The following is a 20628-nucleotide window of genomic DNA, read 5'->3' on the forward strand; positions in this document are numbered from 1 at the left end:
CCACCGAACCCGACAGGAGACAACTATGACCCTTCACCAAGCAACCACCGCGCAGGACCCCGGCAAGGTGATCTATACCGCCAGGACACACACCGTCGGCGGTCGCGAAAATGGCACCGCGCGCAGTTCTGATGGCCGGCTCGACGTCAAGATCTCGCCGCCCGGCGCGGTACACGCCGGCACCAATCCCGAACAGCTGTTTGCCGCCGGCTGGTCAGCTTGCTTCGAAAGCGCAATCGGGCTCGCGGCCCGCAAGCGCAAGGTCACTCTGAGCGAAGTCACCATCGACGCTGAGGTCGACCTGCATCTGGCCGGCAGCGACAACTTCTCTCTCAGCGCCCGTCTCGACGTCAGCCTGCCCGGCGTTGGCCAAGACATGGCCGAGCTGCTTGTTAAGGACGCCGAGCAGCTCTGCCCCTACTCTAAGGCCACGCGCGGCAACATCGATGTGACCATCCGCGTGGTTTGAACGACCGGCGTCTGCTTCATCGCTGGGCGCCGCGCCATCCACCACAACCAGTTTCGTACAACGGAGGCCCGCGATTGCGTCGCGCGGGTCTCCGAGCGGGGACGTGCGCCCCGGACAACCTCACGACGTGCAACTTCTCAGGAGATCAAAACCATGACCACCAACCAGATCGTCGACTCCAGCTTCACCGCCATCATCAACGCACCCATCAGCAAGATCGATATCCCGGCCTGGTGCTTCAACCTGTCCGAAAAGGAGTACCAGGGCTGCTCGCCGGCGCACATCGCCGCCGGCTTCACGACCGCACCCGACGGGAAGCGCATGTCGATCAACGTCGAAACGATCGGCGGCAGCCTGATGGTGCAGCATTACGTGGAAACGGTAGGCGAGAAGAACCACCTGGTTCTCGACTCGACCTCGGACGTGTTCACACCTACCGGCCGCACGACGATCCACGTGACCTGGGAACTGACGGCCCGCGAAATCGAGCCCGGAAAATGCGAGTTCACCAACCGGGTCCGATCATACGCCACCGACGAATTCATGGAGTTCATCGGCAAGCAAGGTATCCCGTTCGACCTATTCCGGGCGCAGCGCCAGCCGGCTTCGATCGCTCACAATCAGGGCGAGACGCCCCTGTTCGCGGCGAGCATCGAGCGCGCCGCAATGAGCAACAATTAACACCTAACCGCGGCTGTGCCGTCAGTCGGCGCAGCCGCCATGGAGGCTTCCATGACCGACCTTTTCTACGACAACAACGTCACCGCACTTCTCGTAGTCGACCCGTATAACGACTTCATTTCCGAAGGCGGCAAGATCTGGCCACGGATCAGAGCCGTAGCGGAGGCAAACAATTCCGTTCCGAACATGCAGCAGGTGCTCCATGCGGCGCGCGAGGCGAAGCTGCGGGTTTTCTACGCCATGCACCATCGCTACCGACCCGGCGACTACAGCTCATGGAAGTACGTTGCCCCTGTGCAGCGGGCGGCATGGAAGAACCGCAGCTTCGAGTTCGGCAGTTGGGGCGGCGAATTCCGCGCAGAATTCGTTCCGGCTCCAGGCGAGATCGTCGCCAGCGAGCACTGGTGCTCCAGCGGATTTGCCAATACCGATCTCGATCTCCAGCTCAAGCGGCACGGCATCCAGCGGCTCATCGTCATCGGACTGATCGCGCACACCTGCATCGAAGCGACCGTTCGTTTCGCCGCCGAGCTCGGATACGACGTCACGGTCGTCAAGGACGCCGTAGCGGATTATTCGGCCGAAATGATGCACGCGGCGCTCGAAATCAACATGCCGAACTACGCCAGCGCGATCGTGACCACGAAAGAGATCCTCGATGCGCTGTCGATCGAGTCCCTTCCGGTATTCGATCCGGCGGGCGTCGACTGAACCCGGCGATCAGGAAAACGTCGCTAAGCCAAGTGGAGAACTCAAATGTCTGAGAATATCGATCATCATCGACGCAATCTCGTCGGCATGGCCGCAGCGACGTTTGCCGCGGCCCAATTGATCGGAATTGGAGCGGTGCGGGCTGAAAGCCGGCCGGCTCGTGCGACGCGTCCGGCTCCGGCAAATGACGGCGTGTTCGCCCCACTCAAGCAGATCAAAGCGGGGTTGCTGGACGTCGGTTACGTCGAGGCCGGGCCGATTTATGGTTCCGCCATCATCCTGCTCCATGGGTGGCCGTACGATATCCATAGCTTCGCCGAGGTGACGCCGCTGCTCGCTGGAGCCGGTTATCGGGTCATCGTTCCCTACCTGCGGGGCTACGGCACGACACGCTTCCTGTCGAACGATACGTTACGGAACGGGCAGCCCGCGGCGATCGCGGCCGACATCGTCGCGCTGATGGACGTGCTCGACATCAAGCAGGCCACGCTTGCCGGCTTCGACTGGGGCGCCCGGACAGCGAATATCATTGCCGCCGCATTCCCCGAGCGTTGTAGAGCAATGGTATCGGTGAGCGGCTACCTGATCTCGAGCCAGGAATCCGGCAAGGCTCCGTTGCCGCCATCCGCGGAACTGCAATGGTGGTACCAGTTCTATTTTGCGACCGAACGGGGCCGCGAAGGATACGAGAAATATCGCGATGAATTCTCGAAGCTGATCTGGAAGACGGCGTCGCCGCAGTGGAAGTTCGACGACACGACGTTCGATCGCACTGCGCAGTCGTTCGATAACCCCGACCATGTCGCGATCGTCGTTCACAACTATCGATGGCGCATCGCCCTGGCGCAGGGAGAATCACGGTACGAGCGTCTCGACCGGATCATCGCCTCATCTCCAAATATCGGCGTACCGACCATTACAATGGAAGGGGATGCCAACGGCGCACCGCATCCGGCGCCGGCGGCCTATGCCAGGAAGTTTTCCGGCCGGTATGAACATCGCGAAATCCAGGGCGGTATCGGCCACAACCTGCCGCAGGAGGCACCACAAGCCTTCGCATCCGCGGTCATCGATGCCGCGGCGATGGCTTAATGGGGCAAGTCGGTGCGGTTGGAAGTCTGCTTGAGGGCAGAAACCGCAGACCCGGGTTCGATCGGAGACCGTTTTCGAAATCTGCCGATGGGAGCTTGGCTATGACAACAGCAGAGAGCGTCGAGCGGAGACTTGCAGCGGTGCTGGCCGCTGACGTTGCCGGCTACTCGCGCCTAATGGGCGCCGACGAAGTTGGAACGCTGTCCGCCCTGAAGGTCCTGCGGCGCGACCTTGTCGATCCCGAGATCGCTGCGCACAAGGGCAGGATCGTCAAGACGACTGGCGACGGAGTGCTAGTCGAGTTCGCAAGTTCGGTCGACGCCGTAACGTGCGCCATTACGATCCAGCGGAGAATGGCCGACCGTGCACCAGGCGGCGCCGACCCGCAACTCCAGTATCGGATCGGCATCAATATCGGCGATATCATTGTCGACTTCGACGACATCTTCGGTGATGGCGTCAATGTCGCGGCACGGCTGGAGGGTATTGCAGAGCCCGGTGGCATCTGCGTTTCGTCCTCCGTGTACGAGCAGGTGCGGGGCAAGGTCAACGTAGATTTCGTCGACCGCGGCGAGCAAAACCTGAAGAACATCTGCCACCCAACCCGCGCTTACACCGTCTGTCCGAGGGAAAGTCATGCGCGGCGGGCCGCGACATCGGTTTCGGCGCCCCGGCTTTCTGTGGTGGTCTTGCCCTTCACGATTTTCGGAGAAGACCCCGCACACGAACGCTTTGCCGATGGCCTTACCGAAAGCCTAACCACAGACCTGTCGCGCATCAACGGTTCACACGTCGTCGCGCGGAATACCGCGTTTTCATTCAAGGGCGAATCCGTCGACGTGAGAGCATTGGGACGCGATCTGAACGTCCGGTATGCGCTGGAAGGATCGGTGCAATCGGGTAGCAATCGTCTTCGAGTGAACGTGCAGTTGATCGACGCTGCGACCGGCAATCATCTTTGGGCTGAGAGGTTCGACAAACCGGTCGCAGATCCGTTCGACATGCAGGACGAAATCGTGGCGAGACTCGCCAACGCGCTTAGCACGCAGTTGATCGCGGCCGAAGCGCGTCGTGCCGAAGCGCAACTGCAGCCGGATGTGATGGACCTGTATTTACAAGGCGTTGCCGGCCGCAACAGAGGTCCCACGCCCGAACATCTGGCATCGGCCAAGGGATTTTTCGAGAGAGCTCTGGCCCTAGAGCCGGACAATGTCGAGGCGCTGGTTGGGACGGCCTACGTCGAAGCGATCAGCGCCGGCTCGTTCGTGGCCGACGACCGCATCGAGCGGCTTTCGCTCGCGGAAGCGGCTCTGGTTAGAGCTTTGTCGCTGGTTCCGGACCATGCCCAGGCGCACATGGTGTTGGGCTTTGTCCAGATCTCCACCAATCGCGCAGCACAAGGCATTGCGGAATGCCAACAGTCGTTGTCGCTGGACCGAAACCTGGCGGCCGCCCACGCATGGATCGGTATCGCCAAGGTTTACATGGGGCGCGCCGATGAAACCGAAGCCCACATCCGGGAAGCGCTTCGGCTCTCCCCCCGTGACGCCGGAGCATTCCGTTGGCTCCACTTTATCGGCGTAGCGAAAATGCAACTCAACGCGGACTCCGAGGCAGTTGCCTGGCTGCGCCGCGGCCTGGAACTCAATCGCAACTACGCCATCGGACATTTCCGCATCGCCGCCGCGTTGGCCCGACTTGGACATCTCGATCAGGCACGAGCCGCTGTGAAGGCTGGGCTGGCACTTGATGCGAGTTTCACCATTCGTCGATTTCGCTCGCACTTCGCCAGCGACGACCGGACCTACCTCTCGGCCTGCGAGAGCGCCTGCGAAGCAATGCGAATGGCCGGGATACCCGAAGGATGATCACACGATTTCACATTCGATACATCAAAGGAGAAGTACGATGACGCAGATTACCATCGACAAATCGTCGCCAGCCCTATGGACGGCAACCTTCGATAATCCACCGATCAACCTGATCGATCCGAATACCGTCGGCGAGTTGCAGGAACTGGTTACGGCTCTTGAAACCGACAGCGGCGTAAAGGTCGTCGTATTCCGTAGCGCAGACCCGGATTTCTTTCTGGCGCATTGGGACGTGCTGGTTGACAAGGCGAAGGTTGCGGCGATGCCGCCCGGGCCCACCGGCATGCATCCATGGGCCGACGTATTGGTGCGGCTCTCACGGGCCCCCGTTGCTTCGATCGCGGAGATTCGAGGTCGCGCGCGCGGCGCGGGTAGCGAGTTCGCCCTCGCCTGCGACATGCGCTTCGCCAGCCGCGAACGCGGAATTCTGGGACAATTCGAAGTCGGCATGGGCGCGGTGCCCGGCGGAAACCCGATGGCGCGGCTTGGCGGTCTCATGGGTCGGGGACGCGGGCTGGAAGTTATCCTGGGTGCCGACGATTTCCCGGCCGACCTCGCCGAACACTACGGCTATGTAAACCGCGCCCTTCCTGACGCCGAGATCGAGACCTTCGTCGATTCTCTCGCCCGCCGTCTGGCCTCATTCGAAAAACACGCGCTCGTCGCGGCCAAGGCGCTCATGGACGAGGTCACGCTGCCGCCCGAGGACGTATTCCGGCATGCGTTGTCGGCGTTCTTCGCGTCCACAGCTCACCCGGCGACCCGAGCGCGCGGCGCGTCACTGATCAAGCGTGGCCTCCAAACCCGTACAGCCACCGAACTAAACCTCGGCTGGGCGGTGGCGGACTCCTTGCCGTGATTTGGGACTTTCTGAAAACGGCTAGCCAAATCAGCTAAGCTGTCAGCTAAGAGGTAGCTTGGCGACCACGCCCGTTGCTCTTTTGACGTCGGCAGACCAGTCGGCATCGCTCGCGACCGCGAGGTCAACCCAAGCTTCGTCGGTCTTTGTTGTGCGCCAAAGAAGCATTTTGGCCCCGTCGCGGCCAGACGGATTGCGAAGCTTGCCAGTACGGCTGTCGACAACTCTTAGAATGGTCTCAGCCACTTCTAGGGGTGAAGTCGGATCTTCAAGCGAAGCATCGAAGTAGGCAAGCAACCTTCGGATCGATGAATAATAAGGGTGATCCACGGGAATGGAAGGCTTTGGCTTGGTTGTCATCGGAGTAGCAACAACACCTGGCTCTATCATGGCGACTCGAACGTCGAACGGTCTAAGTTCTTGAGCTAGGCTCTCACTCAATCCCTCTAATGCCCATTTTGTCGAAGTGTACGGTCCGAGCGCTGCCATACCGAACTGCCCGGCGACCGACGTGACGTTGACGATGCAACCGGTGCGCCGTTGCCGCATGGAGGGCACGACCGCCTTGATGCATCTTACCGCACCAAAGAAATTGGTTTCCATCGACTGGCGGAATACTTCCATCGGCGCCAGTTCGACAGGCCCGGTTCCCGGAACACCCGCATTGTTCACGAGGATGTCGACCTCGCCAACTTCTGTCGATATTTGGCGGAAGGCTTCGTTGACGGAAGCGTCGCTATCTACGTCGAGGCGAATGAGCTTAACCGGGAGTTCTTCCCTGGATACTATCGCTCGAAGCTCGTCACCACGATCGAGATTTCGCATGCCGGCAAACACCAGATGGCCCGAGCGCGCCAGAGTAGCGGCGGTTGCGAGACCGATACCGCTGCTGGTCCCGGTAATTACGGCGACACCCATCTGGCTGGCCCCTGTTTCCGTAGGGTATCATATCGAGGTTTTCCTTCCGGTGTCATCGGGGTTATCGCGGAAACCGATCGCGCGCCGTTGCGCAGTCGTGCGACGACAACGTTGCGGATGGCGCACGAAGACGGCTTGGTCCGTCGGTTAAAGCCGACGCAGGCGAAGTTCAGCGTAAAATCTGCGTCGTCATTGCGGACAACCTTGGCTCAAAAAGTTCATTTCCGAGATTGAGCCTTTAGCGGACATAGCCTTCGCTGCGAGGAAGACCGTAGCGATGGAAGTGGGAGCGCGAACCGTCCTCACGAACGAAAAGAGGACGTACCTGGTGCGGTTTCTGGTGCGGCAGTCGCGCTGGCCGCAACCAGGATCCAGTAAGGTATTGATCTCATTGGTGGGCCCGGCAGGACTCGAACCTGCAACCAGACCGTTATGAGCGGCCGGCTCTAACCATTGAGCTACAGGCCCCGCCGCCTTGCGGGGCCGCGGGGTGCGGCCGGCAACGGTGCGGGCTTCGTTTACAGGCTGCGCGGGGTTTCGGCAATGCCGCTGCCGGAACCCGTGCCGCAAGCCGCCCATCTGCCTCCCGAACCTCCGCCCTCAATCCACCGAGACGCCGGCGAACTCGACGACCTTGCGCCACTTCTCGGTCTCGTCGGCGACCAGCCTGCCGAATTCGGCCGGGGTCATCGGCTTCGGGATGCCGCCCACCTCGGCGAGGCGCGCCACCAGCTTGGGGTCCTTGAGGGCCTCTCCGACCGCCTTGTTGAGGATGTCGACGATTTCCGGCGGCGTGCCCTTCGGCGCCGAGATGCCATAGAATCCGACCGACTCGAAGCCCGGCACGGTCTCGGCGATCGCCGGCACATCAGGTACGCCCGGCCAACGCTTCGGCGAGGTGACGCCGAGCGCACGGACGCTGCCGCCGCGCGATTGCTCCAGCGCCGACGGCAGATTGTCGAAGATCAGCTGCACCTTGTTGGAGATGATGTCGGGAAAGGCGATCGCGGATCCACGATACGGCACGTGCTGCATGTCGCACTTGGTCATCGCCTTGAACAGCTCGGCCGACATATGCACCGAGGTGCCGTTGCCGGACGAGGCGTAGGCGATCTTGCCTGGGTTGGCCTTGCAGTAGTCGATGAACTCCTGAACGGTCTTCACCGGCATCGCGTTCGAAACCACCAGCATGTTGGTGAGCTGCATGATGCTGGCCACCGGCGTGGTGTCGCGCAGGAAGTCGTAGGGCAGCTTCTTGTAGAGCGAAGTCGAGATCGCGTTGTTGGGCGCGACGAACAAGAGCGTATAGCCGTCCGCCGGCGCGTTGATCGCGGCGGCGGCTGCGATGTTGCCGCCGGAGCCGGCGCGATTCTCGACCACGAATTGCTGGCCGAGATGATCCGACAGCCACTGGCTCATGATGCGCGCCACGATGTCGACCGGGCCGCCGGCGGCAAACCCGATCAGCCAGCGCACCGGACGGTTCGGATAGTCGGACGCGGATGAGGGGGCAACGGAGCCAAGGCAACAAATCAAACCAAGCAATGCGGCACGTGCGAACCGGAACATCGTCTCTCCCGTCATTTTCTTGTGACTGTTGTCGTCATGGTTTCACAAAACGCCGGCTTTGCCTACGATCCCGCCCGTGCGACGATAGTCGCGCTCATCTGCAATGCTTGAGGCTCGGCATGAAATTCGCTGCTATGATCTGCGCCGGCGCGCTGCTGCTCGCGGGCGGTGCGGCGGCGCAAGAGGGGAGCAAGACCATTTCCAAAACCACGATCAGTTTCGCCACGGCGACGCCGGGTGGCGGCTTTCCGCTCTATGGCAATGCCTTCGCCGAGGTGATGAACGCGGCCGATGCGACGTTGTCGATCGAGCCGCGCAACACCAAGGGCTCCAATGAGAACATCCCGCTGCTCGAGGCCGGCAGCGTCGACATCGCAACCGTCGCAGGTGAGCCGTCTTACGAGGCCTTCATGGGCATCGGCCGGCCGAAGGCCACCAGGCTGAAGATCCTCACGGCGATGTACTCGAGCCCGGGCATGTTCGTGGTGCGTGCCGACAGCCCCTACAAGACGATCCAGGACCTGGTCGGTCAGCCCGTGGCGTTCGGCGCCAAGGGTTCCGGCCTGCCGATCCTGTCGCGCTACATTCTCGACGGCATCGGGCTGAAGCAGGACGAGGACTTCAAGCCGATCTATCTCGACCGTGCCGGCGATGGCCCTGCGATGGTCGAGGACGGCCGCGCCGCGGCGCTGTGGGGCGCCGGCGTCGGCTGGCCCGGTTTCAGCAAGATGGCGGAGAGCGCGACCGGCGCGCGCTTCATCGCGCCGACCGCCGACGAGATCGCCCGCATCCGCGCCAAGCACACCTTCCTGAAACCGCTGACGATCGCAGCCGGCAGCTATCCGAAGCAGACTGCTGCGATTAACTCGGTCGGCTCCTGGAGCTACATCCTGGTGCGCGAGACGTTGCCGGACGACATCGCCTATCGGCTCGCGAAGACGCTGCACGGCGTCGAGGCTGATTTCTGCAAGAAGCTCGCCCAGGCCTGCGAGACCACGGCGGCGAACACCGTCGCCGCCGCGCCCGATATCAACCTGATCCATCCCGGCGTGCTCAGATACTTCCGCGAGATCGGGGCGGTGAAATAGCGCGGCGAATGGTGAGTGGCGAGTAGCTGACGATCGCATCTATTCGCTACCTCTTATTCGTCATTCGCCGATCTCATTTCTTCGCCATCGCGCACGCCGGGTCCGGCGGACCGAACGCATCCTCGCCGGAGATTTTGGCGAGGATCTTGTAGTAGTCCCACGGATATTTCGACTCGGCCGGGGTCTTGACCTGCACCAGCCAGAGATCGTGCACCATAAGATTGTCCTCGCGGAGCTTTCCGTTGCGGGCGAAGAAATCCTCGACCGGCTTCTCGCGCATCTTGGCCGCGACCTTGAGCGGATCGTCGGTGCCGGTCTCCTTGATCGCGTTCAGATACGCGGTCACCGAGGAGTAGACGCCGGCCTGCCACATCGTCGGCATCCGGTTCATCTTGGCGAAATAGCGCTTCGACCATTCCCTCGTCTTGTCGTCCATGTCCCAGTAGAACGAGGTGGTCAGCAACAGGCCCTGCGCGGCCGACAGGCCGATCGAATGGACGTCGGTGATCAAGGCCAGCAGCGCGGCCATCTGCTGCCCGCCGGCGAAGACGCCGAACTCGGCGGCGGTCTTGATCTCGTTGGTGTTGTTCGGCGGTCCGCCGGCGATGCCGATGATCTTGGCCTTCGAGGCCTGCGCCTGCAGGATGAAGGATGACAGATCGGGCGTCGCGAACGGCGGACGCACCGCGCCGAGCACCTTGCCGCCGTTCTTGGTCACGATCGCGGAGGCGTCCTTCTCCAGCGAATGGCCGAACGCATAGTCGTCGGTGATGAAGAACCAGCTGTCGCCGCCGCGCTTCACCACCTCCTGCGCGGTGCCGACCGCGAGCGCACGGGTGTCGAACACCCACTGCATCGCGTAGGGCGAACAGAACTTGCCGTGGAAGTCGGTGGCGCCGGTCGAATGCGTGATGAACAGCTTCTTCTTCTCGTTGGCGATGTTCTGTACCGCGAGCCCGACCGCCGACACCGGCACGTCGACGATCAGGTCGACCTGATCGACGTCATACCAGCGCCGCGCGATGGTCGCGCCGATGTCCGGCTTGAGCTGGTGATCGCCGACGATCACCGAGATCGGCTTGCCGAGCACCTTGCCGCCGAAATCGTCGACCGCCATCTGCGCGGCGGTGACCGAGCCCTGTCCGGTCGGCGTCGAGGCCGGGCCGTTCATGTCGGTCAGCACACCGATCTTGACGGTGTCGTCGGATACCTGCGCCGATACGGCCGAGGAGGCCAGCAGCGCGGCTGCGAGCATCCCGAACATGGCAAGTCTGGCGGCGTTCATTGTGTCTCCCTCCTGAATTGGCGCATTGGCCATTATGATTGTGCCGGGCCTCTGGAACCCGGTCATATTGGTTTCTTTTGCAACTAGTTTGGGGTCCGCGTCAACGCGCCATCGGTCTAATGACGAAGGTCCGGACCGGCCCGAGGCAGTTTCTTTCGGGGCCGATTCAGTCCATAGCGGGCCATGATCACCGCCCAGCGCCTTCCGGCTTCGCTCACCCCGCTCGATGCGGTGCTGACCGCCCTGCTGCGCGACCTCGTGCCGGTCCAGCCGATCGAACTGCCGCCGGCCGACGCAGTGCACTGCGTCGCGGCCGAGATGCCGGCCCCGCGCGCCTATCCGCCGCACGACGTTGCCGTCGGCGACGGCTGGGCGATGCGCGCCCATGATCTCGTCGGAGCGTCCTCCTATGCACCGTTGGCGCTGGCCGGACCTCCGGTCTGGGTGGCGGCCGGCGCGGCGATGCCCGACGGCACCGACTGTGTCGTCGATGCCGATGCCGTCGACACCTCCGGTCCGCTGCCGCAGGTGCTCGCCGAAGCCATCCCGGGGCAGGGCGTCCGGCGTGCCGGCAGCGACATCACGGTTGGGCGTGCCGTGATGCCGGCGGGCGAGCCGCTGTTGCCGCGCGGTCTGTTGCTCGCGCGCGCGGCTGGAGTGAACCTGTTGCGCGTCCGACGGCCTCGGCTTCGCATCGTCAACATCTGCAACGGCCAGCTGACCGCACAACTGGTCGCCGACACCGCACGTCTCGCGGGCGCTGAGATCGTCTATGCCGAGGCGACACCCGATGCGACGGCGATCGCTGACGCGCTCGAGACCGCCGGCTGCGACCTGATCGTCACGATCGGCGGCACCGGCGTTGGCCGCACCGATGCGGCGGTGAATGCGCTGGCGAGCTGCGGCACGCTGCTCGCGCATGGCATTGCGCTGCAGCCCGGGCGCACCGCAGCGGTCGGCCGGATCGACACAACGCCGGTCGTTGCCCTGCCGGGCGCGCCGGATCAGGCATTCGCGGCCTGCTGGGCGATCGCGCTCCCGGCGCTCGATCGCCTGTCCGGCCGTCGGGCGCGCCAGACACTGCCGCTGCCGCTGGAACGCAAGATCGCCTCCGGCGTCGGCATTGCAGAGGTCGTGTTGCTGACGCGCCGCCAGGGCTGCTGGGCCGCGCTTGCGACCGGCGACCTGTCGCTCGATGCGATCGCGCGTGCCGAAGGCCTGCTGATCGTGCCTGGCGCCGCGGAGGGCTTTGCTGCGGGCACGATCGTCGATGCCTATATGTTGCGGGAGTGAGTTCCCGAGATGACCAATATTTTCACGCCGAAACCCAACCCCTCCATCGAGCAGGACCAGTTCCTGACCATCCTGTCGCGCGAGGAAGCGATCGGGCGCTTCGAGGCGGCGCTGTTCCCGCGCCAATTGCCGTCCGAGACGCGGCAGCTCGCCGACGCGCTCGGCCGCGCGCTTGCGGCGGATGTGGTGGCGCCGATCGACGTACCGCCGTTCGATCGCTCCAATGTCGACGGCTTCGCCGTGCGCTCGGCCGATCTTGCACGCGCTGGCGAGGGTGCCCCAGTGCACCTCGCGGTGAATGACGAGATCATTTCGTGCGGCGTCGCGCCGACCCGGCCGGTGCTGCCGGGCACCGCGACCGCGATCGCGACCGGGGGCCCGGTGCCGCGCGGCGCCGATGCGATCGTGATGGTCGAGCACACCCAACCCTCCGGCAGTGATGCGATCGAGGTTCGCCGCGCGGCGTCGCCCGGGCAGTTCGTGTCCTATGCCGGCTCCGACATCGCGCGCGGCGAGGCGCTGTTGCGGGCGGGCACGATCATCGGCTCGCGCGAGATCGGCATGCTCGCGGCCTGCGGCATCGCCGAAGTCGCGGTGACGCGACGGCCGCGCGTTGCGATCCTCTCGACCGGCGACGAGCTGGTGCAGCCTGGTGAGACGCTGCGGCCGGCCGCGATCTACGACACCAACGGCGCGATCGTCACCGCGGCGATTGCCGAGAACGGCGGTGACGCGTCGTTCCATGGCGCGATCGCGGACAATGAGGCGATGCTCGAAGCCGCGATGCGCAAGGCGCTCGCGGACAGCGACATGCTGGTGCTCTCGGGCGGCACCTCCAAGGGCGCGGGCGACGTCTCGCACCGCATCGTCACGAGGCTCGGCAAGCCCGGCATCATCGCGCATGGCGTGGCGCTCAAGCCGGGCAAGCCGCTGTGCCTTGCGGTCTGCGACGGCAAGCCGGTGGTGATCCTGCCGGGCTTTCCAACCTCGGCGATGTTCACCTTCCACGACATGATCGTGCCGGTGCTGCGGCGAATGGCCGGGCTGCCGCCGCGGTCGGATGCCAAGGTGGCGGCGAAGGTGCCGGTGCGCATCGCCTCCGAGCTCGGGCGCACCGAGTTCGTGATGGTGTCGCTGGTCGAGGGCGCCGACGGCCTGATCGCCTATCCCAACGGCAAGGGCTCGGGGGCGATCACTTCGTTCGCGCAGGCTGACGGTTTCCTGAAGATCGAGGCGCTGGCCGACCAGCTGCCGACCGGCAGCGACGCCGAGGTGACGCTGTTCACGCCGCATGTGCGGGTGCCTGATCTCGTGATCGTCGGCAGCCATTGCATCGGGCTCGATCTCGTCACCGCGCCGCTGGCCCATGCCGGCCTGGTGGTGCGTTCGATCGCGGTCGGCAGCCTCGGCGGCCTCGCCGCCGCAAAACGGGGCGAGTGCGATCTCGCTCCGATCCATCTGTTCGACGACAAGACCGGGACCTACAACACGCCGTATCTGGCCGATGGCCTCGAGCTGGTGCCGGGCTGGCGGCGCATGCAGGGCATCGTGTTCCGCAAGGACGACACGCGCTTTGCCGGTTTGAGCGCAGAACAGGCGGTGCGCGCCGCGCTGGCCGATCCCGCCTGCATCATGGTCAACCGCAACCAGGGTGCCGGCACCCGGATCCTGATCGACCGCCTGCTGGCAGGCAGCCGGCCCGACGGCTACTGGAATCAGCCGCGCTCGCACAATGCGGTTGCGGCCGCGGTGGCACAGCATCGCGCCGACTGGGGCATGACCATCGCACCGGTCGCGGCGGCCTCCGGGCTCGGTTTCATTCCGCTTGCCGAAGAGCATTACGATTTTGCGCTGGTGACAGTGCGCAAGCAGCGGCCCACGGTGCAGGCTTTCCTCGACGCACTGGCATCTGATGAGGGGCGCGCCGCGTTGACCGAGGCGGGGTTTAGGCCGGCGTAGGCGATCGGCGCCAGATTCACCGCTGTCGTCCCCGCGAAAGCGGGGAGCCATAACCACAGGGTTGGTTGTTGAACAGAGCTGTGGCCCCAGTGTCGCGCAACAATTGAGATTTGGGGCAATATGTCCTGGCTTTCGCCGGGACAACACCGAATGTCTGGCTCCGCTTGTCAGTCATACTTCGGCACTCTCGCGACATGAATCGTCCGAGCTTTGGATTTCGTTCGACCCTCTCTCATCAGAGGGCGCAGGGAAAGCCGGGTGCCGATCGCACCCATGGGCCCCGTGCAAAGGGTAGAAAGCACGGGGGTAGGACCACAGGTGTAACCGGAGCAATCCGGCTTTCCCTGCGCGATGGGTTACGGCTTACTTCGTGCTCTCCCCGGCGAGACTGGGCTTGCTTGTCACCGCCTTCGCAAAACGCTTGCGCGTTTCACGAGAGGACACCTGCCGCTAGGGCGTCAGGACCACACGACTTCACCGTCCGCTTCACATGCTCTCGTCTCCAGCATGATCGGCGTCCACCGCATCTCACCGCAACACCCGTGACGATGCGCAGCGCCCCTCGATCGGGTGAGACGACGAACTTATAGCACTGAGTTGGTTTTCGGATAAAGCGAAATATTTTCGCGGCCGGGGATTGACAGGTTTCTGTTGAGTTGCCCGTCGGGTAATTTTGCCGCAGGTCCCGGTGCGATTGCGAATCCGGTTCAGTGCCGCATGGCCATCTCGACGAACTCCAGCACGGAGCGCGGGACCTCGTCGTATTCGACGAAACGGCGCCGAAGCTCGTCGGCAATATCGGTGGTGACGTCGCGCGACCATCCTTCGCTGGTATTGAAGGCTATGATACGGACCGGATGGCTGTACTGGTCATCCAGGAGACGGCGGATCAGCGTCTTCCGGTCGGTGCCTTCCTCGTCGGTCTCGCACCAGGCGCGGCCAAGCCGGCCGAAATCGTTGAGCACCAGATAGGTGTCGTGGTCGATTTGGTGCGGCACGATCGAAGGCGAGCGAGGCATGGAGGTGCTCCAGTACGCCACAATATCGTGTTCCGGTCACCCGGTGCATTGGAAACTTCGAGGTATATCCGCTGGATAGTCTCCAAAGGCGATCCGCAAGGGGCCGATCACTCGCGCAGCTTGCGGTCCAGGAAGCCGACATAGGAGTTATCCGGATCCAGCTTGAGGGCCAGGCGAAGCGCGGCACGGGCGGCGGACTTGTCGCCGTCAGCCGTGGCCTGGTGCTCATCCAGGATCGCATTGGCCACCGTGCGCGCGGTGTCGAGGCGGGCCTCGTCGATGGACTTATCGGCAAGATAGGTTTCGACCGGCTCGCGGAGGCGCTTCAGTTCGTCCACGCTGACCGAGCTCAGCGGATACCAGTTGTAATATTCGAGGCGTGGCCGATCGTCCGTGAGGCTCGGCACATCCCTGACAAAGGCCGCGAGTTTTTCATCGGCGGCGATGAACGTCGCCAGGAAATCCTCAGACGAGCGCAGGCCGTTGGCTGTCAGGTCCTCAGCCACCCCAGGCTTCGACATGCGCGCGGCGAGCACGCCAGGATCGATTGTCAGCGGTTCATCGGAGGCGATGGCCACGCCTTCCATTCTGGACGGCAACCACAGGGAGACGTGCTTGAACTGGCCCATCATGGCCTTGAGGATCATCTTCGGAAGAATGCCGCGGTTGAAATCCAGCGGCACCCACTGCGCAAGGACGGCGCCGGGACGCATCTTCTGTTTTGCCAGCGCATAGAATTCCTCTGTGTAGAGGTTGATGACGCCGGCGTCATGGGGGGGCGGCGGCTCGAGGGTGATGACGTCGAATGTCTCGTTTGTTCCCAGCAGGAAGTGGCGTCCGTCCGCGACGATCTGATGGACCTTGGGATTCTGGTAGAACCGCTTGTTGATCGGCACGAAGTGAGGCGCAAACTCGAACACGGTCGGAGCCAGATCGACCGCGTCGATGGATTTTAGTTCCTGGTGCGTGCTGACCGCACCCACCGTGGTTCCGGTCCCGATGCAAATGACGACAGCCGTTTCAACCGGGCCCGGGTGCAGCAGAATCGGATAGTGCCCCATTGCCGCCATGTAGCGTCGTCCCTCGGGACGGTTGTTGGCATAGCTCTTCGAATTCACCACGAGTTGCTGATAGGTGCCCGCCGCCTTCTCGCGATACTCGACCACCGCAAATGTTGCTTGTTTGGTTTCGCGCAACTCGAGGACATTGCCGCCTTCGATCGCGGTCAGGACCCGTTCGAGATAGTGCGGGGTGAAGAGCAGGAGCGCCGCAGCGATGATGCCTGCTGCGACTGCCCCTTGTCGCCAAAGGCTGCCTTCTTTCAGAAGACCCGGTTGCGATACGGTGGCCGCAACAAAGAGCACGACGTTCAGAGCGATCAGGACGGTGAGCGCCCCCTGGCTGCCCAGATAAGGGATCAGAAGAAACCCTGCCGCCAGGGAGCCCAGCACGCCGCCAATCGTGTTCAAGGCGTAGAGCGTGCCGATCCGGCGGCCCAGCGCGCTCATCTGCATCACGGTCAGTTCGCTGGCCAGGGGAAAGCTGATGCCGATCAGCGTGGTCGGCAGCAACAGGGCAACGGCGCAGATCAGGAAGAATGAAACATCGCCTCCCAAAAGCTCCTGCGCCGGGACTGGAACGAGGCCTGATACGATGGGAGACAACGCCGCTCCCACGGTGCGCGCCTTGCCGAGGATTCCGACGGTTAGCGTGGCCGCAACCGCGATGAGCAGCTGCGTGACGGCGAAGTACCGCAGCAGTTGATCCTTGCGCGGCGCGAGCAGCCTCGCGCAGATCAGGGCGCCGATCACCAAGCCCAGCAGGTAGACACCGAGCATGCCCGAGAAGGCGTAGACACTCGAGGTGCTGACATTGGTCAGGAAGCGGAACCAGACGACCTCATAGGCGATGGACACGAATCCGGAGCACGCGAAGATCGCGATGAGGATGGACGTTTTGCCAGGCCCGGGCACGGCGGTTTGCGCCGGCGCTTCTGCGGCGACCGGCGACAGCGGGCTTGCGCCGCGCGCGAGCAGCAGGGCCACGCCGCCGACGCAGACGTAAAGGCCTGCTGCGACAAGGCCCGATCCCGTGATCCCCCAGAGGCCCATCAGGACAAAGCCGACGGCCAGGGTGCCGATCGCCGCGCCCAGGGTGTTGAACCCGTAGAGCAGGCCGATGCGATTGGCGAGATCGGTTTGCGTGCGGGTCAGGAATTTCACGAGGAAGGGCAGGGTCGCACCCATCAGCATGGTCGGCAGCGACAGGACGGCGAGCGACAGGGCGACCATCAGCGGCAACCGGAACGGGGACTCCAGGTCCAGCATGGGCGCCAGCCAGCCCACCCATGTCGACCAGTGCGACAGGAACGCGGTTACCGCCAGGGAAACGACCGCGAGCGCGAGTTCGAGAAAGCCGTATATTTTCAGGGGGCGGCTGACGGTGTCGGCGACTCGGCCCCCGAAAGCGCTGCCCAGGGAGAGACCGAAAAAGAAGCTCGCCACCGTAACGCTTACGGAGACGGTCGCGCTTCCCAGCACGAATTGCAGTTGCTTGAACCAGAGAACCTGCAGGATCAGGGATGCCGCGCCCGATGCCAGAAAGATCGCGGTGACCAGAACCCTGTTCTTCAGGCTTATGGCGTCTCGAACACCATCGTGATTGGGCACTGGAGAGGCCTCCCATTGATCGGGAGAACTGGTACGGCAAATGCCGTTAAGATTGCCCTTATGGGCGGTCTGCTCGGGTTTGCGCTGCCGCGCGCGCAACCCGTCCAGGAGCCTCCCAAGGCGATCCCGGGAGCCTGATCCATCGCCACCCGCTGGCAGGGCTGGCATGACATTGCGTCAAGGCTGATATAAGCAGCATTGGACGTTATATGTCTGCGGAGATTGCGTATGAAGGTGATAGGCCTCGCGGGCTGGAGCGGAGCCGGCAAGACCACCCTGCTGTCGCGGGTGATCCCCCATCTGCTTGGCCGGGGCTTGCGCGTCTCCGTGATCAAGCACGCCCATCACGAATTCGACGTCGACATTCCCGGCAAGGACTCCTGGGTGCACCGGCAGGCCGGCGCGACCGAGGTGCTGGTGTCCTCGACGCGGCGCTGGGCGCTGATGCACGAGCTGCGTGGCGCGAGTGAGCCGCGACTGCCGGAACTGCTCGCCAAGATGGCGCCGGTCGATCTGGTCGTGGTCGAGGGCTTCAGGCGCGAGCCGGTCAGCAAGATCGAGGTGTATCGCGCCGCCAACGGCAAGCCGCTGCTGTTTCCCGACGATCCGTGCGTGGTCGGGATCGCCAGCGACGTCGCGGTTGAAACCACGCTGCCGATCGCGCATCTCGACGACATCGAGGATGTCGCCGAATTGATGCTGCGTTCCGCGATTCCCGTCGACGATGTGCTCGCTTCGGCTCCGGCCGACAGCTGAACATGGTTGAGGAAGCGTCGGCGTTGACGACGCGGGGCGGCTTCGCCAAGGTCCGATCATGACAACGACGAAGCTCGATCTCACCGGCCTGAAATGCCCGCTGCCTGCGCTGAAGACGCGCAAGGCCCTCAGGAGCGTGACGGCGGGTGATTTCCTCGAAGTGCATTGCACCGATCCGCTTTCGGTGATCGATATCCCGGCACTCATCCAGGAGACCGGCGACAAGGTCGAAATCACCGAACGAAGCGAGGTTCGGATCGTTTTCCTGATCGAGAAGACGAATGGAATGATAGATAATTCAAATGCTGCAGCGCCACGTACGCGCTAGATCCAGCCTGATATCTACCTTTTGCCTATCGACACCTATTTCCCCTTCTGCACGAATTGATAATCTCCGCCGGCCTGTGCAGGTGGAGCCGTGCCCGGATGTGGGCACGTGGACGGACAAAACCGGCCTGCGCCCGGATCGGGCGGCACGGCTTGGCATATCCGTTCGCATTGGGGGTTAACATTTCCGGAGTGCGCGTGGTTGGTCCCGGCGCACCGAGGGAATGTGCGGAGCAGTCGGGCCGGCGGTTGCCGCAACGGGCTGAGACGGGATCGAAGACGCAGATGCGCCTGACGAAACGGCGACTGCAGGGGAGGAGTCAATGACCACAGTGAGCAGCGCCGGACGCTTATCCGCGGCAGGTGCAGGTTTCCTCGACAAGGAACACACGATCGCGACCGCCGGCTTCAACCGCTGGCTGGTGCCGCCGGCCGCGCTGTGCATCCATCTGTGCATCGGCATGGCCTATGGCTTCTCGGTGTTCTGGCTGCCGCTGTCGCGCGCGATCGGGCTGACCGCGCCGAAGGCGTGCCCGGATATCTCGCTGGTCCAGGAGCTGTTCACGACGACCTGCGACTGGAAGGTCGCGAGCCTGGGGTGGATGTACACGCTGTTCTTCGTGCTGCTCGGCGTCTCCGCCGCGATCTGGGGTGGCTGGCTTGAGAAGGTCGGTCCGCGCAAGGCCGGCTTCGTCGCTGCGCTGTGCTGGGCCGGCGGTCTCGTGATCGGCGCGCTGGGCGTCTACACGCACCAGCTCTGGCTAATGTGGCTCGGCTCCGGCGTGATCGGCGGTGTCGGCCTCGGCCTCGGCTACATCTCACCGGTGTCGACGCTGGTGAAATGGTTCCCGGATCGCCGCGGCATGGCGACCGGCATGGCGATCATGGGCTTCGGCGGCGGCGCCATGATCGGCGCGCCGCTCGCCGACAGACTGATGAACTATTTCAAGACCCCGACCTCGGTCGGCGTCTGGGAGACTTTCCTCGCGATGGGCGCGATCTATCTCGTGTTCATGATGATCGGAGCGTTCCGCTATCGCCTCCCGCCGACCGGCTGGCAACCGGACGGCTGGACGCCGCCGGCGAAAGCCAACGCGATGATCTCGAGCAAGAACGTCCATCTCGACAACGCGCACAAGACGCCACAGTTCTGGCTGATCTGGGGGGTGCTGTGCCTGAACGTGTCGGCCGGCATCGGCGTGATCGGCATGGCCTCGCCGATGCTGCAGGAGATCTTCGCCGGCAAGCTGATCGGGCTGCCCAATGTCGGCTTCAACGCGCTCGACGCGTCGCAGAAGGCGCAGATCGCGGCGATCGCCGCCGGCTTCGCTGGCCTGCTGTCGCTGTTCAACATCGGTGGCCGTTTCTTCTGGGCGTCGCTGTCGGACAAGATCGGCCGCAAGAACACCTACTATACGTTCTTCATCCTCGGCATCGCGCTCTACGCGCTGGCGCCGACCTTCGCCGCGATGGGATCGAAACTGCTGTTCGTGCTCGGCTTCGGCATCATCCTGTCGATGTATGGCGGCGGCTTCGCCACCGTGCCGGCCTATCTCGCCGACATGTTTGGCACCCAGTTCGTCGGCGCGATCCATGGCCGACTGCTGACGGCGTGGTCGACCGCGGGCATCATCGGCCCGGTCGTGGTGAACTATCTCCGCGAATTCCAGCTCGCCGCCGGCGTGCCGCGCGACCAGCTCTACAACACCACGATGTACATCCTGTGCGCCATGCTGATCGCCGGCCTCATCTGCAATTACATGATCAAGCCGGTCGATCCGAAGTGGCACATGAGCGACGCCGAGGTGGCGAAGCTGCAAGCCGCGACGGCGACCGGAGGCAACGGCGCGACCGGATCGTTCGGCATCGGCAAGGGTGGCCTCGATGGCAGGGCGGCGCTGTTCTGGCTGTTCGTCGGCATTCCACTGGCCTGGGGCATCTACATGACGCTGCTCAGCGCGGTCAAAATTCTCTGATCGCGACCATCATCGCCGCGGGCCGCCGGTTCTCCGGCGCCCGCGGCGACCGCTCAATTTCATGAATAGAAATCGCATTGGGGATT

17 protein-coding genes and 1 tRNA gene are annotated in these 20628 nt (G+C 63.6%); 12 read left to right on the forward strand and 6 right to left on the reverse strand.

The genetic code is table 11. The features are described 5' to 3' along the window. Positions 1-25: 25 nt before the first annotated feature. From AKN83_RS14810 to AKN83_RS14835, 6 genes are all read left to right on the forward strand, one after another. Positions 26-469, forward strand: a complete 444-nt coding sequence (locus AKN83_RS14810) for an organic hydroperoxide resistance protein (RefSeq protein ID WP_050401017.1) — start codon at positions 26-28, stop codon at positions 467-469. A gap of 153 nt (positions 470-622) precedes the next feature. Then, positions 623-1150 (forward strand): hypothetical protein, encoded by a 528-nt coding sequence (locus AKN83_RS14815; protein ID WP_050401016.1) that lies wholly within the window; start codon positions 623-625, stop codon positions 1148-1150. 51 nt (positions 1151-1201) lie between these two features. Further along, positions 1202-1861 (forward strand): cysteine hydrolase family protein, encoded by a 660-nt coding sequence (locus AKN83_RS14820; RefSeq protein ID WP_050401135.1) that lies wholly within the window; start codon positions 1202-1204, stop codon positions 1859-1861. 45 nt (positions 1862-1906) lie between these two features. Beyond that, complete coding sequence (locus tag AKN83_RS14825; RefSeq protein ID WP_050401015.1) at positions 1907-2953, forward strand: alpha/beta fold hydrolase; 1047 nt, start codon at positions 1907-1909, stop codon at positions 2951-2953. A gap of 101 nt (positions 2954-3054) precedes the next feature. After that, a complete protein-coding gene (locus AKN83_RS14830) occupies positions 3055-4821 on the forward strand; it encodes an adenylate/guanylate cyclase domain-containing protein (protein WP_050401014.1) in 1767 nt (588 codons plus the stop codon). 40 nt (positions 4822-4861) lie between these two features. Further along, positions 4862-5683 (forward strand): enoyl-CoA hydratase/isomerase family protein, encoded by an 822-nt coding sequence (locus AKN83_RS14835; protein WP_050401013.1) that lies wholly within the window; start codon positions 4862-4864, stop codon positions 5681-5683. Positions 5684-5725: 42 nt separating this feature from the next. Here AKN83_RS14835 and AKN83_RS14840 read toward each other — a convergent pair whose 3' ends face one another. From AKN83_RS14840 to AKN83_RS14850, 3 genes are all read right to left on the reverse strand, one after another. Further along, positions 5726-6601, reverse strand: a complete 876-nt coding sequence (locus AKN83_RS14840; RefSeq protein WP_050401012.1) for an SDR family oxidoreductase — start codon at positions 6599-6601, stop codon at positions 5726-5728. Between the two features lie 392 nt (positions 6602-6993). Beyond that, positions 6994-7069, reverse strand: a tRNA-Ile gene (locus AKN83_RS14845). Between the two features lie 132 nt (positions 7070-7201). Next, the gene (locus AKN83_RS14850) at positions 7202-8170 is read right to left on the reverse strand and encodes a Bug family tripartite tricarboxylate transporter substrate binding protein (RefSeq protein ID WP_050401011.1); all 969 of its coding nucleotides are present in this window, start codon (positions 8168-8170) and stop codon (positions 7202-7204) included. A gap of 119 nt (positions 8171-8289) precedes the next feature. Here AKN83_RS14850 and AKN83_RS14855 point away from each other — a divergent pair, with 119 nt between their 5' ends. Beyond that, positions 8290-9258: a TAXI family TRAP transporter solute-binding subunit gene (locus AKN83_RS14855; protein ID WP_050401010.1), complete on the forward strand. Its 969-nt coding sequence runs from the start codon at positions 8290-8292 to the stop codon at positions 9256-9258. A gap of 73 nt (positions 9259-9331) precedes the next feature. Here AKN83_RS14855 and AKN83_RS14860 read toward each other — a convergent pair whose 3' ends face one another. Then, positions 9332-10543, reverse strand: coding sequence for an ABC transporter substrate-binding protein (locus AKN83_RS14860; RefSeq protein ID WP_050401009.1), 1212 nt, complete (start codon positions 10541-10543; stop codon positions 9332-9334). A 183-nt stretch (positions 10544-10726) separates the two neighbouring features. On the opposite strand from AKN83_RS14860, the gene AKN83_RS14865 reads away from it, so the two are divergent. Together AKN83_RS14865 and AKN83_RS14870 are read left to right on the forward strand one after the other, a co-directional pair. After that, positions 10727-11836 (forward strand): molybdopterin-binding protein, encoded by a 1110-nt coding sequence (locus tag AKN83_RS14865; RefSeq protein WP_063695352.1) that lies wholly within the window; start codon positions 10727-10729, stop codon positions 11834-11836. 9 nt (positions 11837-11845) lie between these two features. After that, positions 11846-13795 (forward strand): molybdopterin biosynthesis protein, encoded by a 1950-nt coding sequence (locus tag AKN83_RS14870; RefSeq protein ID WP_063695353.1) that lies wholly within the window; start codon positions 11846-11848, stop codon positions 13793-13795. 707 nt (positions 13796-14502) lie between these two features. Here the strand turns inward: AKN83_RS14870 and AKN83_RS14875 are convergent. Both AKN83_RS14875 and AKN83_RS14880 read right to left on the reverse strand, forming a co-directional pair. Then, entirely contained in the window at positions 14503-14814 is a 312-nt protein-coding gene (locus AKN83_RS14875; RefSeq protein ID WP_050401007.1) for a hypothetical protein, read from the reverse strand. Between the two features lie 107 nt (positions 14815-14921). Continuing rightward, positions 14922-17483 (reverse strand): fused MFS/spermidine synthase, encoded by a 2562-nt coding sequence (locus tag AKN83_RS14880; protein ID WP_063695354.1) that lies wholly within the window; start codon positions 17481-17483, stop codon positions 14922-14924. Between the two features lie 228 nt (positions 17484-17711). On the opposite strand from AKN83_RS14880, the gene mobB reads away from it, so the two are divergent. From mobB to AKN83_RS14895, 3 genes are all read left to right on the forward strand, one after another. Next, positions 17712-18239, forward strand: coding sequence for a molybdopterin-guanine dinucleotide biosynthesis protein B (mobB, locus tag AKN83_RS14885; protein WP_050401202.1), 528 nt, complete (start codon positions 17712-17714; stop codon positions 18237-18239). Between the two features lie 58 nt (positions 18240-18297). Further along, positions 18298-18567, forward strand: coding sequence for a sulfurtransferase TusA family protein (locus AKN83_RS14890; protein ID WP_050401201.1), 270 nt, complete (start codon positions 18298-18300; stop codon positions 18565-18567). A 322-nt stretch (positions 18568-18889) separates the two neighbouring features. After that, positions 18890-20542 carry an OFA family MFS transporter gene (locus tag AKN83_RS14895; protein WP_050401200.1) on the forward strand — a complete coding sequence of 551 codons (1653 nt, stop codon included), beginning with the start codon at positions 18890-18892 and terminating at the stop codon, positions 20540-20542. The last annotated feature ends 86 nt before the right edge of the window (positions 20543-20628 follow it).

Source organism: Bradyrhizobium embrapense (genome assembly GCF_001189235.2).
In the GTDB taxonomy this organism is placed as follows: domain Bacteria; phylum Pseudomonadota; class Alphaproteobacteria; order Rhizobiales; family Xanthobacteraceae; genus Bradyrhizobium; species Bradyrhizobium embrapense.